This is a genomic window from Photobacterium ganghwense, from assembly GCF_003025595.1.
In the GTDB taxonomy this organism is placed as follows: domain Bacteria; phylum Pseudomonadota; class Gammaproteobacteria; order Enterobacterales; family Vibrionaceae; genus Photobacterium; species Photobacterium ganghwense.
The window spans coordinates 559,174-574,912 of the sequence record NZ_PYMI01000003.1 but is presented as its reverse complement, the minus strand read 5'-3'; the positions used below and the strand labels follow the sequence as shown (position 1 = coordinate 574,912).

The 15,739-nt window shown below is 51.6% G+C and carries 12 protein-coding genes; 7 read left to right on the top strand and 5 right to left on the bottom strand.

Translation table 11 applies throughout. The features are described from left to right. Positions 1-91: 91 nt before the first annotated feature. Positions 92-421 (bottom strand): hypothetical protein, encoded by a 330-nt coding sequence (locus tag C9I92_RS13030; RefSeq protein WP_047883522.1) that lies wholly within the window; start codon positions 419-421, stop codon positions 92-94. Positions 422-584: 163 nt separating this feature from the next. Here C9I92_RS13030 and C9I92_RS13025 point away from each other — a divergent pair, with 163 nt between their 5' ends. Both C9I92_RS13025 and C9I92_RS13020 read left to right on the top strand, forming a co-directional pair. Then, positions 585-2,222, top strand: coding sequence for a mechanosensitive ion channel family protein (locus C9I92_RS13025; protein ID WP_047883521.1), 1,638 nt, complete (start codon positions 585-587; stop codon positions 2,220-2,222). Between the two features lie 225 nt (positions 2,223-2,447). Then, positions 2,448-2,894, top strand: coding sequence for an META domain-containing protein (locus C9I92_RS13020; RefSeq protein WP_242551858.1), 447 nt, complete (start codon positions 2,448-2,450; stop codon positions 2,892-2,894). A 170-nt stretch (positions 2,895-3,064) separates the two neighbouring features. Here the strand turns inward: C9I92_RS13020 and C9I92_RS13015 are convergent, their stop codons facing one another. Then, a complete protein-coding gene (locus C9I92_RS13015; protein WP_047883520.1) occupies positions 3,065-4,684 on the bottom strand; it encodes a diguanylate cyclase domain-containing protein in 1,620 nt (539 codons plus the stop codon). Positions 4,685-4,855: 171 nt separating this feature from the next. Then, positions 4,856-7,147, bottom strand: a complete 2,292-nt coding sequence (metE, locus tag C9I92_RS13010; protein ID WP_047883519.1) for a 5-methyltetrahydropteroyltriglutamate--homocysteine S-methyltransferase — start codon at positions 7,145-7,147, stop codon at positions 4,856-4,858. A 287-nt stretch (positions 7,148-7,434) separates the two neighbouring features. Here metE and metR point away from each other — a divergent pair, with 287 nt between their 5' ends. Continuing rightward, positions 7,435-8,346, top strand: a complete 912-nt coding sequence (metR, locus tag C9I92_RS13005; RefSeq protein ID WP_047883518.1) for an HTH-type transcriptional regulator MetR — start codon at positions 7,435-7,437, stop codon at positions 8,344-8,346. 173 nt (positions 8,347-8,519) lie between these two features. Here metR and C9I92_RS13000 read toward each other — a convergent pair whose 3' ends face one another. Beyond that, a complete protein-coding gene (locus tag C9I92_RS13000) occupies positions 8,520-8,708 on the bottom strand; it encodes a DUF4250 domain-containing protein (protein WP_047883517.1) in 189 nt (62 codons plus the stop codon). Between the two features lie 144 nt (positions 8,709-8,852). After that, on the bottom strand, positions 8,853-9,521 hold the full coding sequence (locus C9I92_RS12995) for a hypothetical protein (protein WP_047883516.1): 669 nt from the start codon (positions 9,519-9,521) through the stop codon (positions 8,853-8,855). A 303-nt stretch (positions 9,522-9,824) separates the two neighbouring features. On the opposite strand from C9I92_RS12995, the gene C9I92_RS12990 reads away from it, so the two are divergent. The 4 genes from C9I92_RS12990 (at position 9,825) to glpC (ending at position 15,620) form a co-directional block, all read left to right on the top strand. Continuing rightward, entirely contained in the window at positions 9,825-10,997 is a 1,173-nt protein-coding gene (locus C9I92_RS12990; protein WP_047883515.1) for a GGDEF domain-containing protein, read from the top strand. A gap of 326 nt (positions 10,998-11,323) precedes the next feature. Further along, positions 11,324-13,027 carry an anaerobic glycerol-3-phosphate dehydrogenase subunit A gene (gene glpA, locus C9I92_RS12985; RefSeq protein WP_047883514.1) on the top strand — a complete coding sequence of 568 codons (1,704 nt, stop codon included), beginning with the start codon at positions 11,324-11,326 and terminating at the stop codon, positions 13,025-13,027. Beyond that, positions 13,024-14,412, top strand: a complete 1,389-nt coding sequence (gene glpB / locus C9I92_RS12980) for a glycerol-3-phosphate dehydrogenase subunit GlpB (RefSeq protein ID WP_047883513.1) — start codon at positions 13,024-13,026, stop codon at positions 14,410-14,412. The genes glpA and glpB overlap by 4 nt, the downstream gene beginning before the upstream one ends. Further along, complete coding sequence (gene glpC / locus C9I92_RS12975; protein WP_047883512.1) at positions 14,409-15,620, top strand: anaerobic glycerol-3-phosphate dehydrogenase subunit GlpC; 1,212 nt, start codon at positions 14,409-14,411, stop codon at positions 15,618-15,620. Before glpB ends, glpC begins: the two co-directional genes overlap by 4 nt. Positions 15,621-15,739: the final 119 nt, after the last annotated feature.

The following is a 15,739-nucleotide window of genomic DNA, read 5'->3' as shown; positions in this document are numbered from 1 at the left end:
AACTTTATCAGTGAATTGAGTCAATTCGGCCATCAAAACAAACAAGGTTTCCCATCCTCACTTTCTGCTCAAACGTCACCTGAGCCGAGCATCACTCCACCAACCGAATGCGCACGGTATCTGTTTCTAGGTCAAACGGCCGACTTAACAAGCGGTTATACATCAGCAATGCCGGCGTCACTTTATATTGCAACAAAGCATCCAAATCCTGCCAGTGCTGCCAGCGTTCAACAATGCATACCGTGTCAGTTGTTCCTTCCCTGAGGCCAAATTCATAAGACAGGCAGCGATAGTGCAAGGCATCCGGTTTGCCGAACTGCTCCAGCAGTTCCAGACACTGACGGGCATGGTCGGTATCTTTGCAGCGCAACGTGACAATATGGATCAATGATCCCCGCTCAATACCTGTTAACTCATCCATCGCGGATACTCCTGCTCGATGCCATTTGCCTAACTGGTATTCACTATAGTCAGACTCAACAGGATTACCTGCTCATATCACACCTTCGCCAAATTATTACATCGAAATCACCGCTCTCCCTTTATGATTGTTTATAGCGTTCAGCTTGTTAGAGAGGTTTTTCATGCGTTGGCTTTTATTTCCCTGCTTACTGCTCAGTTTCTTGGTGCTGGCTGAGCCGGAAGCCGCTTCCCCTTCCAACGAATTTGAGCGAATCGAAAAACTGGAACAGGATATCAACCAGCTGTACCGCGAAGCGCAAAATCAGAGTGGTACCGCAAGAAATATCATCGACATGCAGATGCTCAAGAAAAATGAGGACATCCGCAACGAGCTGGAAGACCTGATTCCAAAACGAACCGATGAGAACACCCCCACCCTGCTCAAATTTGTCAGAGTACAGGTCGACTACCTGAAAATGGCCATGACATTTCTGCTGAAACAGATCAATAAGATGCAGAGTGAACTGGATGCCGCCGATGCCGAACAACGGCTCCTGATGCAGAAAACACTGCATGAAGTCACCCGCTTCTATCACCAGATCATGCAAGAACAATGGGTTAACTTCCAATGGCTGAGAACGCTCGGTCATCCGCTGGACAAAGCAGAATCGGCACTGATTGACACCGTCAGTCAGCGCATCGATTTTGTCTCGGCCAAGCTGACCTTTGACCACCAGCAAGAGACAATGCTCACCAAACAGATTAAAGCGGCGGCAGAGGCTGAAAAATCATCGCTGCAAATCCAGCATATTCTGGCCCAGCGTCAGGTCGTCAGTGACACCGAAGAGCTGAAAAATCTGGTGGCGCTGGCGCGGGACATGGGGCTTGATACCACGGAGATGACCAAGCAGCTGTTTGAGGTTACCGGGGATCTGACTAACGAATTGATGAACACCAAAGTGCTGGTTTCGCTAATTTCCGGCTGGACCAAAAACCTGAAGGACTGGGTATTCCAGAATACCCCTCAGGCGCTGTTCAAACTGTTCATCTTCATGGTGATTCTGTTCATTTTCCGGCTGCTGAAGCTGCTGACCCGACGTATCGTGACCCGCGCGGTATCTTCGCCGACCCTAAAAATGACGCAGTTGATGAAGGAGTTCTTCATCTCCATGAGCGGCAACATCGTGTTTGTCATCGGCCTGCTGATTGCTCTGTCACAAATTGGCCTGAACCTGGCCCCGGTTCTAACCGGCTTCGGGGTGGCTGGTGTCATCATTGGTTTTGCCCTGCAAGATACCCTGTCTAATTTTGCTTCCGGCATGATGCTGCTGATTTATCGACCGTTTGACGTGGATGACTATGTCGAAGCGGGTGGGACATCCGGCAAAGTGAGCCACATGAGCCTGGTTAACACGACCATCAAAACCTTTGATAACCAAATCCTGATCGTACCGAACAGCAAGATCTGGGGGGACACCATTAAAAATATCACCCATGAGCGGGTAAGGCGGGTCGATATGGTGTTTGGCATTGGCTACAACGACGACATCGAAAAAACCGAACGGATTTTACACGACATCCTAGACAAGCATCCGGCCGTATTGCGCGTTCCGGAAGCCAATATCAGGCTGCATACTCTCAATACGTCGTCGGTAGATTTTATTGTCCGCCCCTGGGTCAAGACGGAAGATTACTGGGATGTGTACTGGGATGTGACCCGCGAGGTCAAAATGCGGTTTGATCGTGAAGGCATTTCGATCCCCTACCCGCAGCAGGATGTTCACCTACATATGGTCAGTGAAGAAAAAAATCCAAAATGACAAAGAGTTAACATCACTATACTGGTTTTTAGTCTATGATACTTTCTGTATAAGCAGACAATTGCAACGGATTGCAATGTCTGGCAGGCGGCTAAAATGCATTCAGACCTGTTTATTTTATGGACGACAATTAAAAAACATCGTACAATTTTTTACGAACTGCCAGCTTTCGTTCAGGTTCCCTATGCTTAACTGGCACAAATCGTTACTGTTTGGAAAACAACTATGATCAAAAAACGTTATCTGACGGCCCTTGCGCTTCCTGTTATTCTTGCTGCATGTTCTACAACTGTTAAACAACCGGTTGAAACAACAATGATCTCTGCAAATGACCTGGCGACTCACCAATGGGTTCTGACAAAAGTCGATAACAAAGCACTGGAACTTCAACAGCCTTTCAAAGCGCCAACGCTACAGCTGAATGAAGAACTGGGTGCGAGTGGTCACGCGGGCTGTAACCGTTACTTCGGTCAGGCAGAACTAAAAGACGGTAAATTGCGTATTGAGAAAATGGGCATGACCATGATGGCGTGTCAGGATCCGGCGATGAAGCTGGAGCACACTGTCAGCTCAACGCTGATGGAGTGGAGCACGGCCAGCATCAACGGCAACGAGCTGAGCCTGACTGGTGCAGAGCACAACCTGACGTTCACCCGTACTGACGTTAAGTAATCTTACGTTACGAATGAAACGAAAAACTCCTGCTACAGCAGGAGTTTTTTTATGTCTGCAATTTACCCAGCAGTTGGTTTACTGGTTGACGCTGTTGTTGACGCGGTTAAAGAAGAAACCGGTTCAGGAAGAGCCTGAATCAAGAAAATCCACCCTTAACCTAAACTTGATTAGCACAGACTCGATACCGACGCCGATTGCGGTCTGCCGACACGAATGGCCCGAACCTGATTGCGTCCGGCACTCTTAGCCTGATACAAGGCGGAATCCGCCAGGTTGAATACCGAATCCCGGGTCTGTGCGTCCAGACTTTCCAGCGACACCACGCCCACCGAGACCGTCACAACATCCGAGGTTAACGACCCCTGATGCGCGATAGCCAGCCGTTCCACCACACTGCGGCACTGTTTGGCGACCACTTCACCGTTATTGGTATTGGGCAGAATGATACCGAACTCTTCGCCTCCGACCCGAGCTAGCATATCTGCCGGCCGTTTGAGTACCCGGCCGAGTTCTTCTGCCACCAGCTTGAGACAGCGATCTCCTGCCTGATGGCCATAGGTGTCGTTAAAGGCTTTAAAATGATCGATATCGATCAACATCAGCGCCAGTGGCCTGTCCTCCCGACGTGAGCGGGAAAATTCCCGGTGTAACGTCTCATCAAAGTAACGACGATTAGCGATGCCGACCAGCACGTCCATCTTGGTCATGCGTTCCAGCTTTTTATTGATGTCATCAAGCGCCTGATTTTTCTTTGCCAGCGTCGACACCATTTCACGGTTTCGCCGCATCAGTATAAAGCCGTAGAAAATCACCAGACCAAACAAAACGGTACCGACGATAAACACAACCAAAGGCAGACGGGTTCGCTTGTCAGCAACATAAGAGGCAGACGGCGTCGCTTCAATAAACCACTCTCGTCCTCCGAGGGTCAGCACCGGACGCGTGACATTGAAATCTTTCTGAGCCAGCTGCTCTTCCGTGGTCAACGAGCCCTGCTGATACAACAGTTGATTGTGTGGATCGGCATTGACGTCCAGCAAACGAAAAGCCATCAGGCTTGCATCCTGAGGTTGCATGGTCGATTGCAGGATTGCCGTCAACCGGAACACCCCCATCACAAAGCCGCGCAGTGTCTGGCGGCGATCCGCCACGCTTTGCGGCGAGACAATGTGGTAAACCGGCAACAACATCAGCAGACCGGCATGATCATCCGTTGTCTGAACCAGTTCAATACGTTCTGAAAACTGAAGTTTACCGCTGTCGCGTGCCCGATTCAGTGCATCCAGGCGTCGTCCGTTAGAGCCGACATCAAACCCCAGTGCTCGTTCATTACCTTGCAATGGTTCAACGTAAATCACCGGGTAATACAGGCTGCGTTCGGAGACCGGCACCATTTCACCACTGGCTACCCGCTCGGTAACATGAAAACCCGGCCAGCGTGCACCAAATTGTTTTTCCAGTGCCGGCAGGCCCTCCGCTTCCACTTTGGGTATCCATTCCAGCGCCTGAATATGGGCATGACGGGATAATGTTTGCGCCGCAAGCTGACTGAAATCCGGGTAATCGAGCAGACCGTGGTTATCATACGCCGCTTTCAGACTGTATATTGCCTCGATATTCAGCTCGACAGCCTGTGTCAGAGCGGCTGCCTTAGACTCTACATCACGTTCAAATTCGCGCTTGATATTGGTTGTTTCTAAACGGTAAAACAACCCATACAGCGCACACGACAGCGCAATGCCGATAATCACAGCTAACACAGTAACAAGATACAGTCGACGCTCCATGATGACCTTTACATTGTTCGTTACGGTTACTTAATTAAAGTCAATACTGATTATTTTTCAAATCCTTGTACTTAAATGGCTGAAAGACAGGCACAAAAAAGCAAAAAAGAGCGCCTAAGCGCTCTTTTTGATAATTTCATATATTCACACAGATGAGTATTACCCTATCCGTTATACGGCTTTTGCCTGCCACTGCTCACGCAGCTGTTTCGCGGCTGCCACCATGTTGCCCAGGGCCGCTTCCGTTTCCGCCCAGTTACGGGTTTTCAGGCCGCAGTCCGGGTTAATCCACAGACGCTCTGCCGGAATCAGTTGCTCCGCTTTTTCTACCAACTGCACAATCTGCGCCACATCAGGAATGTTCGGAGAGTGAATATCATACACACCCGGACCGATTTCATTCGGGTACGCAAACTCTTCAAAAGCTTTCAGCAGTTCCATATCTGAACGCGAAGTCTCAATAGTGATCACGTCTGCATCCAGTGCCGCGACTGACTTGATGATGTCATTGAATTCGCTGTAACACATGTGGGTATGGATCTGCGTTTCAGGCTCGGCACTGGCAGCTGAAATTCTGAACGCTTTCACGGCCCAGTTCAGGTATGTTTGCCACTGGCTCGCTTTCAGCGGCAGACCTTCACGGATTGCAGGCTCATCAATTTGAATAACCTTAATGCCGTTTGCTTGCAGGTCAGCCACTTCATCACGCAGCGCAAGGGCAATCTGGTTCGCGATATCTTCACGGGACAGATCTTCCCGCGGGAAAGTCCAGCCCAGAATTGTCACAGGTCCTGTCAGCATGCCTTTTACCGGCTTTTTCGTCAGCGACTGAGCATAGGTTGTCCAACCAACTGTCATCGCTTCTGAGCGATAAATATCAGATACAATCACCGCCGGTTTCACGCAACGGGAGCCGTAGCTTTGTACCCAACCGAAACGGGTGACGGCAAAACCTTCCAACAACTCGGCGAAGTATTCCACCATATCATTACGCTCTGCTTCACCGTGTACCAGCACATCCAGATCCAGTTTTTCCTGACGGGCAATCGCATCGGCGATGTGTCCCTGAATCGCCTGAGTATAGTCCTGCTCTGACAGGCGACCGGCTTTGTAGTCACGACGCTGAGTCCGGATTTCCCCCGTCTGTGGGAAAGAACCGATAGTCGTGGTCGGCAATAACGGCAGTCCCAGCGACTGACGCTGCAGACGCGCACGCTCTGCATACGGCAGTTTACGTTCAGCCAGCGCATCAGTGATTGCTGCGCTGCGCTGACGTACCTGAGGATTATTTACCCGCTCACTCGCAGCACGAGCTTTGATTGGGGCGCTGTACCGCTCACATTCTTCCTGCGCAACCACACTGCCGTCCAGAGCTTGAGCCAACAAGGTGATTTCACGGCATTTCTGCTTGGCAAAAGAGAGCCACTGACGCACTTCCGGGTCCAGATCTGTTTCCAGATCAAGGTCGATTGGGCTGTGCAACAGTGAACAGGACGAGCCCAGCCACAGGCGATCCCCCAGCGCCGCTTTAACCGGCTGCAAACGAGCCAGCAGAGCGCTCAGATCAGCACGCCAGACGTTGCGGCCGTTGATTACCCCGGCAGACAGTACCCAGTTTTCCGGCAACGCATCGACAATCTCATCCAGCTGAGCGGGTGCCGCCGACAAATCCACATGCAGACCATCAATCTTCAGCTTGGTGATGTTGTCCAGATGATGGGTAATATTATCGAAGTACGTGGTCAGCAGAAGCTTCGGACTACCATGCAGAACCTGATAAGCCAGGTTGAACGACTCAGACCACGCCGCAGGCAGCTCGAGCGCCAGTACCGGCTCATCAATCTGCACCCATTCCACGCCGAGCTTGGCCAGCTTACTCAGGATCTGCTGATAAGCCGTCAGCAAACGCGGTAGCAGTGACAAGCGATCAAAACCCGCTTCTTTCTCTTTACCCAGCCACAGGTAAGAAACCGGTCCCAGCAGCACAGGCTTCACGGCATGACCGGCTTGTTTGGCTTCGGCTACTTCTTCAAACAACTGCTGCCAGCTGACAGTGAACTCGTCATCGGCGCTGAATTCAGGGACCAGGTAGTGGTAGTTAGTGTTAAACCACTTGGTCATATCTGCCGCTGCACATGAACAGCCAGTCGGTGCTTTACCACGGGCAACCCGAAACAGGGTATCAAAATCCGGGAAGCCTTTACGGTGTCGTTTTGGCAGGTGACCAAGCAGCATGCTGGTGCCCAGTACATGGTCGTACCATGCAAAATCACCCACAGAGACAAAATCCAGACCGGCACCAGACTGATCCCCCCAGTGACGATGACGCAGCAGGCTGCCGACTTCTTTCAGTTCTGCCTGGTCAATATCGCCCTGCCAGTATTTTTCCTGAGCAAATTTCAGTTCACGCTGGCTGCCGACTCGTGGGTAGCCAAGGATATGTGTGGTGGTTTTCGTAGTCATAATGATTCTGTCCTTGTTATCGAAATATCGCGGTTATCTGGTTAACGCAACCATTCATCTATCTCAGGTATCTCAGGCATCGCGTTGTTGAGGTAACAATGACTGATGGACAGGGAATCGGGCAATGTCTATTGCCTAAAGTTAATGTTGAACAAATTTCATATTGATTTTGGGTTTTATTATGTTATTTAGCCGTCTAGATGTTTACACCGCCATGATTAACCAGTACATTGGCTGAACATGGAAACCGGCCTGATACAGGCGGGTATGAGCAGAGGGAAAGCCCATTGATTGAAATTAAACATTTGAGAACCCTGACCGTTTTGCGGGACACCGGTTCACTGACCGCCACTGCCAACACCCTTTGCCTGACACAATCTGCCCTTTCCCATCAGTTGAAAGATTTAGAACAACGGTTAGGCAGCCCGCTGTTTTTGCGCAAGACCCGCCCTGTCAGGTTTACCGCCGAAGGAGAAATTTTGCTGCGTCTGGCTGACGAGGTAATTCCCCGGATTGCCAAGGCCGAGCATGAACTGGCGAGCCTGAAGGAAGATGTCAACGGACGGCTGCACATGGCTATTGAATGCCATTCCTGCTTCCAATGGCTGATGCCGGCACTTAAGGAATACCAGATTCACTGGCCAAGTGTTTCTCTCGATTTCTCCTCCGGTTTTGGGTTCGAACCGATTCCCGCCCTGAGCGCCGGGGAGTTGGATCTTGTGATTACTTCAGATATCCAGCCACGCAGTGAAATCCACTATGAGCCGCTGTTTGATTTTGAAATGCGCTTAATTGTGTCCCCTCAATCTCCCCTTGCAGATAAAGCCTGCATTGAGCCGGAAGATCTGGCGGAGCAAACCATGCTCAGCTACCCGGTTCAGAAAAACCGGTTGGACGTGGTTAAACACTTTCTCCAGCCCGCCGGTATCGAGCCGAGCCACTGGAAACAGGCTGACAACACCTTGATGCTGATTCAGATGGTCTCTGCAGGATTGGGCGTTGCAGCACTGCCTAACTGGGCCGTGTATGATTTTGCGCGGCAGGGATTAATCGTCAGCAAGCCGCTCGGTAAGGGGTTATGGCGCCGCCTGTTTGCGGCTATCCGGGCATCGGAACGTGAGCGTCACTACCTGACGGCATTTTTTGCCACGGCAAAACAGCAGTGTCAAACGCATCTGGAAGGAATTAAAGCCGCCTGAGCATTACATTAGTGGCGGAGAATCACATCAGTGGCGGAGCACCGTCGTGACGGCAAGCGGCTCTGTGAAAGGTGCATTGAAGGTAAATCTTGATGCTATGCGATAAAGCCAGCCCGGAGTTGAAGCTGGCCATAGTCTGAAACCAATACAGAATTACCGGTTATTTGACCAAGTTATTTGAATTGATTATTGATGGGGTCGTAACGGAAGCCCATCAGCTCCATCTTGGCATTCAGTTCTTCAGAGTCGAGCTCATAACGGCTGGCCAGCTCTTCAAGTGTGGAGCACTCCAGCCGCAGCTTTTCATTGACGATACCGAGAACAATATGACCATCCATGCGCAATAAGTTGTTAATCTCCATGCCTACCCCCTGGTGACGTTCAGCTACTCAGTAAGCTTTTTTACCTAGTAAGCATAGACACTGAGAGACGGAATGAAAAAGCCCCGCCTCACAGTTATCACGTCCGCTTTCACTTCGAACTGAATTCACCGGCTTAGATCATGCTCAGAGCAATACCAGCTGAAAGTTCGCGGACACCACCAGCAACGCGCCAGCCATAACCAGCTGCCATTTGTTGACTGTTTTTCCGCTGAGCAGGTGGAACGCCCACACCAGCAAGCCAATTACCAGCAATGCCAGCGACGCGATCATTGGCTGAATCAGCGTCTGAAGCTGCGCTTCATCCAGTCGGCTTGCCATCCAGAGCAGACAGAGAACACTCACCATCGCACTCGCGAACCCGGCAAACGGCAGCAGACGGTGGAAAGCCTGTAGTCGGGTACGGGCATGCGTCAGCAGAATATGTGCCACCATCGAACCGAACAAGGCAGTCGCCATCAGGCTGAGGGCAATCACCGGCAGTGACATGCCAACCATCACGGCTACCCACACCACAACCGCCAGTACATTTGCCAGATAAAATACTTTCAGCGGCCCGGCATCACGGGTTTTCCCGGTTTTGACCTGCATAGTGAAGTAGCCCACTGCCGCCAGAGGCAAAACGGACAGCGGCTGCGAAAAGGCGGCAATCAGCCAACCAGCCAGCAGAACAGGTAGGGTTTTATGGACACGACCACGCTGACCCGGGCAGATTTCCCCTTTGGTCAGCACCAGAGAAAAAATCAATTGCGTACCCAGCAGCGCAGGAATTAGAAAGATCAATGCGGCATTCATAAGTTGTGGTCTGAAACTAAGAGTCAAAAGTGGCGGCGATCATAGCAATTCCTCATCACGATACCAAATGCCAATGCACGGAATAGATTTTGAACTGCGCATTGATGGCTTTTCGACTAACCACTCAGTTGCATAAAATTCTGTACTGCCCCGTATTTTTTGAATAAGTAGCAAAATTTACACTATGTTTTTGGATCAACATCACTGCACAAATATGCTTGATGGTGAATAATTCGCCTTCACGGAGAAAAACCACAAGCAGTGCGGTTATTACACGTCACCTTAACAATGAGAAGCAACGGAATGCATGAAGCGCCTGGCCAACTGCTAAAGACAATCAAGCTTTATATTCCTGATCTCTGGAGTGCCAAAGCGCATTCTGCCAGCTTTCGTGAAACACGGAGTGGTTACCTGCGCAGCCGGATCACTATGCTGGCTTGCGTGTGGGGCGTTCTGGTTATTGCATGGATTCCGTTTGATCTCCTGTTTCTGCCTTCAGGCCACGGTGAAGCCATTGCCCTGTCCCGCGCGCTGCTGGGAGCATTTCTGTTCGCCCTTGCCCGCGCCAACCACCAACAAACTTCTCTACGCCACGCCCAACTGTGTATGAGCCTGCTGGTAATCGGGCTGAACCTGTTTTACCTGCACGCCGTGTGGCAACTCGATTTTCCACTGGTGTACAGCGGCTTTATTTACGGCTATACCCTGCTGCCGATTATTCACGTTGCTGTCCTGACCATTCTGCCCGTCACCCTGAAAGAAAGCCTGGGCCTGCTGGCAATTACCGCCGCGACCCAGCTGTATGTCGACCAACAGGCCGGACGGATTTTCACCCCGGAAAACCTCGCCGATTACTGGCTGCAAAATGTGCTCGCGCTGATGGTACTCTGGTCACAGCTCTCCAAGCTCTACATGTTAATGCGCCTGTACCGGCAGGCAACGTTGGATCCACTTACCGGGGTATACAACCGACGGATGCTGCTGCAGCAGGCGCAAAAAAGCCTGCAGCTGTGCGACATAAAGAAGCAACCTTTCTCGGTGCTGATCTTCGACATCGATAAATTCAAGCGTATTAACGATACCTGGGGACACAGCACCGGTGATAAAGTGCTGCGTGGTTTTGCTACCTTTTTACAGGGCAACATCCGAAAATCGGATCTGTTTGGCCGCTATGGTGGTGAAGAGTTTGTGCTGTTTCTGCCCAACTGCAATGCTGACAATGCCCAGCAAATCGCCGACCGCATGCTCTCGGCCATCCGTCAGCTTGATTTACCGACAGGCTATGACCAGTCCACTCTACATATCACCACCTCAATTGGTATCGCCTCCTATACCAACGGCGACACGCTCTCTTCCATGATGGAAAGGGCCGACCGTGCCTTATACGAGTGTAAAGATTCCGGGCGCGACTGTGCCCGCTACCACTCCGTGGGCTACCGTTATGCTGGTGACGAACGCCGCAAAGCAGTGGCTTGAAGCACTGCGACACAGACTTATCAGGTAATACTCATCACTCATCATTAAATGCTCGCAAACGCCCAGCCATGCCTGTTTTCATCCCATATTCGGAACAAATACTTATTTTGATTGCGCTATTGCGGGCAAACACCTGCTCCTAAGTGTCACTTTTTTGTGATCATACTCTTATAATTACCATTAAATTTTCGTTTGAACGCTCGAACGCTCATTAGTCTGCTTTTGATCAAGAAAGTCCGACGTATTCCTTGGCATATTATCCTTATGGAAAATAAGGATTCGTTCCTTTTCTGATATTCAGAACAGACAAATAAGCGAAAACGAACATGACTAGTTGGTTTGAAACAGATGTTGTGATCATCGGTGGCGGTGCAACAGGGACAGGTATCATGCGTGACTGTGCCTTACGGGGCATTCGCTGTATTCTGGTCGAAAAAGACGACTTAGCGTCAGGCACTACCGGCCGAAACCACGGCCTGCTCCACTCCGGTGCACGCTATGCCGTCACCGATCAGGAGTCCGCCCGGGAGTGTATTCAGGAAAACCGCATTCTCAAGAAAATCGCCCGACACTGCGTGGAAGATACCCAGGGGCTGTTCATTTCACTGCCGGAAGATGACCTTGCCTTTCAGCAAACCTTTATCAGCGCCTGCCAACAGGCCGATATTGATGTTGAGCAGCTGACACCACAGGAAGCGCTGCGCTATGAACCCAACTGTAACCCCAACCTGATTGGCGCGGTAAAAGTACCGGATGGCACCCTCGACCCGTTCCGTCTGGCGGCCTCCAACGTCCTTGATGCTGTTGAACACGGCGCTCGCTTATTTAACCACACGCACGTTACCGGCCTGATCCGCAACGGTGCTCAGGTGTGCGGTGTGAAATGTCTGAATCTCAAAACCGGTCAGGCGTTTGACATTCATGCCAAACAAGTCGTTAATGCAGCCGGTATCTGGGGCCAGCAAATCTGTGAATATGGTGATCTGTCGATCAAGATGTTCCCAGCCAAAGGATCATTGCTGATCCTTGATTACCGCATCAACAATCTGGTGATCAACCGCTGCCGCAAACCATCAGATGCCGACATTCTGGTACCGGGCGATACCATTTCACTGATTGGCACCACCTCCGAGCGGATCGATTACGACAAGATTGATGACTTGCATGTCACTCATAAAGAGATTGATATTCTGCTGGAAGAAGGCACCAAACTGGCACCAATTATGGCGAACACCCGGGTACTGCGTGCCTACGCCGGGGTGCGCCCGCTTGTCGCCGTGGATGGCGATACCAGCGGACGCAATATCAGCCGCGGTATCGTGCTGCTTGATCATGCTGAACGCGACGGTCTGGACGGTTTTATCACCATTACCGGTGGTAAGCTGATGACTTATCGCATGATGGCGGAATGGGCGACCGATCTGGTTGCCAAAAAACTGGGCAACACCACCCCGTGCACCACACATGAGCGCCAGCTCCCTGGCTCAGCTCAGCACGCAGTCAAAAAATCACACACCGCCAGCCTGGCAAAACCAGTGTACCAGTCGGCGTATTACCGCCATGGTGAACGCGCCGAGAAGTTCCTGAGCAATGACAAGAAAAGCCAGGCGGTAATTTGTGAATGTGAAATGGTCACCTGTGGCGAGGTGGAATACGCCATTAAAGATCTGGATGTACATAACCTGGTTGACCTGCGCCGCCGCACCCGCATCGGCATGGGGCCTTGTCAGGGTGAGCTCTGTTCATACCGTGCCGCCGGGCTGTTTTCCGAATACGGCAATCAATCAGGCAATGCGTCAAGCCACCTGCTGAGCGATTTTCTGGAAGAACGCTGGAAAGGCATTAAACCTGTTTTTTGGGGCGATGCGCTGCGTGAAAGTGAATTTACCTACTGGATTTATGAAGGCCTGTTTGGCGTCAGCGACCTGCCGGAGCAACAGCCACCACACATCAGCACAAACGGCCAGCAGCCAGCCACTGACCATACAGATTCCATCCGCCGCCCAGCTCACAACGAGGAAACAGCATGAATTTTGACAGCATTATCATTGGTGGCGGTGTTGCCGGCCTCAGCTGTGCCATTCGCTGCGCGGAAGCGGGACTAAAAACGGCTGTGATTGCCGCAGGTCAGAGCGCCCTGCACTTCTCTTCCGGCTCTGTCGATGTTCTCAGCCGCCTGCCAGACGGGTCAGCCGTTTCACAGCCGTTTGCGGCCTTCGAGGCGCTGGCTGCACAGGCACCAGAGCACCCTTACAGTTATCTGGGGGCTGAGCGCACTCAATCGGCCCTGGCTTGGTACACCGCAATGATGGCCGAGTGCGGTGTGTATCTTGACGCGTTACCTGACGGTCAGAACCACGCGCGAGTAACCCCAATGGGAACGTTTCGCGCCACATATCTGTCACAACAGAGCACTTTCCTGTTTGATTTACAGCACCCGGCTCAGGGGCTGTCATCCGTGGCGCTGGTGACCATTGATGGTTTCCGTGACTTCCAGCCGCAGCTAGCTGCGGACAACCTCGCCAGACACCCGGCCTTTGCCGGAGTCGCCATTAAAACCGCGGCCATTGAGCTGCCGGGGTTTGAAACCATGCAGCGTAACCCGTGTGAATTCCGCTCAATTGATGTGTCACGGGTGCTGCGGGATGAAAGCAAGCTGCATGTCTTCGCGAAAACCATGATTCAGCAAGTCGGCAAAGCGGATCTGGTCATTCTGCCGGCGGTGTTCGGTAACGGGGATGGCGCGGCAACCATCAAACTGCTGGAAGGGCTGACCGGTTTCCGGATTTGTGAAATCCCGACGATGCCGCCTTCCCTGCTCGGTATCCGGTTGGAAGAGGCCATGAAATCTCGCTTCAAACAGCTGGGTGGTCTGCTGCTGACCGGTGATGAAGTAACCGGCGGTGATGTGGAAAACGGCGAGCTAAAACGCATCTATACCCGTCATCACGAAGACATGCCGCTGTGCGCGTCGACGTTCCTGCTTGCCTCCGGCAGTTTTTTCAGTCGCGGCCTGCATGCTGACCGCAAACAGATGAAAGAGCCGGTTTTCGGGCTGGATATGGCACAACCGGATCTACCGCGTGAACAGTGGTATCAGGATCAGTTCTTTACCCGTAGCGGCCACCCCTTCATGAAAATGGGTGTGCAGTGCAACCCGGCCTTAAACCCTTCCCGCCGTGGCGAGACGATTGGCAACCTCTTCTGCGCTGGTGCCATTCTGGCTCACTATGATCCGGTGAGCGAAGGCTCCGGCTCCGGGGTCGCCATTACCACTGGCTATCAGGTCGCCGAAGCCATGATCCGCCAGTATCAGCTGCGCAATGGCCTTGCTCTCAACGAACATGTTTCAAACGAACAAGATGTAAAACAACCAGATTCACCACAACCAGTACCAGAAAGGACACCCGCATGAGCCTAGTGAAACGAGATACCAGCTTTGATCAATGCATCAAGTGTACTGTTTGTACCGTTTACTGCCCGGTCGCCAAAGCGAACCCTCAGTACCCTGGCCCAAAACAATGCGGGCCGGACGGTGAGCGTTTGCGTCTGAAAAGTCCGGACTTTTACGATGAAACCCTGAAGCTGTGCACTAACTGTAAGCGGTGTGAAACCGCCTGTCCGTCCGGGGTAAAAATCGGTGATATGATTGCGGTGGCGCGTGATGAGCACGGTAAAAAAGCACTGAATATCAAGACCATTCGGGATTTTGTACTGAGCCATACTGATCTGATGGGCTCCGCTGCTACACCCTTTGCCCCAATCGTGAACACCATTACCGGTATGAAATCGGTGAAAAAGATCATGCATCACACAATCGGGGTGCATGACCACAAAACCCTGCCGAAATACTCACACGGTACATTCCGGCGCTGGTACAAGCAAAACTGCACCAGTCAGGCGTTGTACCCGGAGCAGGTTCACTACTTCCACGGTTGTTACGTGAACTACAACCACCCTCAGCTGGGGAAAGATTTTATCAAGGTCATGAATGCCATGAGCATTGGCGTTCAGCTGGTAGAAAAGGAAAAATGCTGCGGTGTGCCGCTGATTGCCAACGGGTTCTTCGATAAGGCGAAAAAGAACGCCCGCCTGAACGTGAACAGCTTTGTCGAAGCAGTTGAAAAGTATGATGCTCCGATTCTGTCGACCTCTTCAACCTGCTCGTTTACCCTGAAAGAAGAGTATCCGCATGTCCTGAAAGTCGACAACAGCCAGGTCGCCAACCGCATTGAGTATGTGACCCGCTACCTGCTCAAGCAGTTTATGAATGGCCGGATGCCGAAGCTGAAGCCTGTAAACAAAAAAGTGGTGTACCACACACCGTGTCACCTGGAACGCACCGGCGGCAGCCTGTACACCATCGAGTTGCTGAAAATGATTCCGGGGCTAGAGCTGCAGGTACTGGACAGCCAGTGTTGTGGCCTGGCCGGGACTTATGGCTTTAAAACGGAAAACTATGACACCTCGATGGCCATCGGTAATGATTTGTTTCGGCAAATCAACCGGGCCAAAGCGGACTTTGCCATCACGGACTGCGAAACGTGCAAATGGCAGATTGAAGAAAACAGTGAGCTGGAAGCCATTCACCCGGTTTCCCTGCTGGCGATGGCATTAGCCTGATAACCCTCATCCCGGACGGTTCGTTCCCCGATAAACCGTCCGGGATATTTCTTGCTACTTGCTACTTGCTTTGTGTTTAACTGCTTTTTCTACTTTTCTACTTTTCTACTTACCTAGGC

Bases quoted from the DNA above. Each gene is read 5' to 3' on its own strand.
- C9I92_RS13030 (WP_047883522.1), bottom strand. From the start codon at position 421: ATGGATGAGTTAACAGGTATTGAGCGGGGATCATTGATCCATATTGTC.
- C9I92_RS13025 (WP_047883521.1), top strand. From the start codon at position 585: ATGCGTTGGCTTTTATTTCCCTGCTTACTGCTCAGTTTCTTGGTGCTG.
- C9I92_RS13020 (WP_242551858.1), top strand. From the start codon at position 2,448: ATGATCAAAAAACGTTATCTGACGGCCCTTGCGCTTCCTGTTATTCTT.
- C9I92_RS13015 (WP_047883520.1), bottom strand. From the start codon at position 4,684: ATGGAGCGTCGACTGTATCTTGTTACTGTGTTAGCTGTGATTATCGGC.
- metE (WP_047883519.1), bottom strand. From the start codon at position 7,147: ATGACTACGAAAACCACCACACATATCCTTGGCTACCCACGAGTCGGC.
- C9I92_RS13000 (WP_047883517.1), bottom strand. From the start codon at position 8,708: ATGGAGATTAACAACTTATTGCGCATGGATGGTCATATTGTTCTCGGT.
- C9I92_RS12995 (WP_047883516.1), bottom strand. From the start codon at position 9,521: ATGAATGCCGCATTGATCTTTCTAATTCCTGCGCTGCTGGGTACGCAA.
- C9I92_RS12990 (WP_047883515.1), top strand. From the start codon at position 9,825: ATGCATGAAGCGCCTGGCCAACTGCTAAAGACAATCAAGCTTTATATT.
- glpA (WP_047883514.1), top strand. From the start codon at position 11,324: ATGACTAGTTGGTTTGAAACAGATGTTGTGATCATCGGTGGCGGTGCA.
- glpB (WP_047883513.1), top strand. From the start codon at position 13,024: ATGAATTTTGACAGCATTATCATTGGTGGCGGTGTTGCCGGCCTCAGC.
- glpC (WP_047883512.1), top strand. From the start codon at position 14,409: ATGAGCCTAGTGAAACGAGATACCAGCTTTGATCAATGCATCAAGTGT.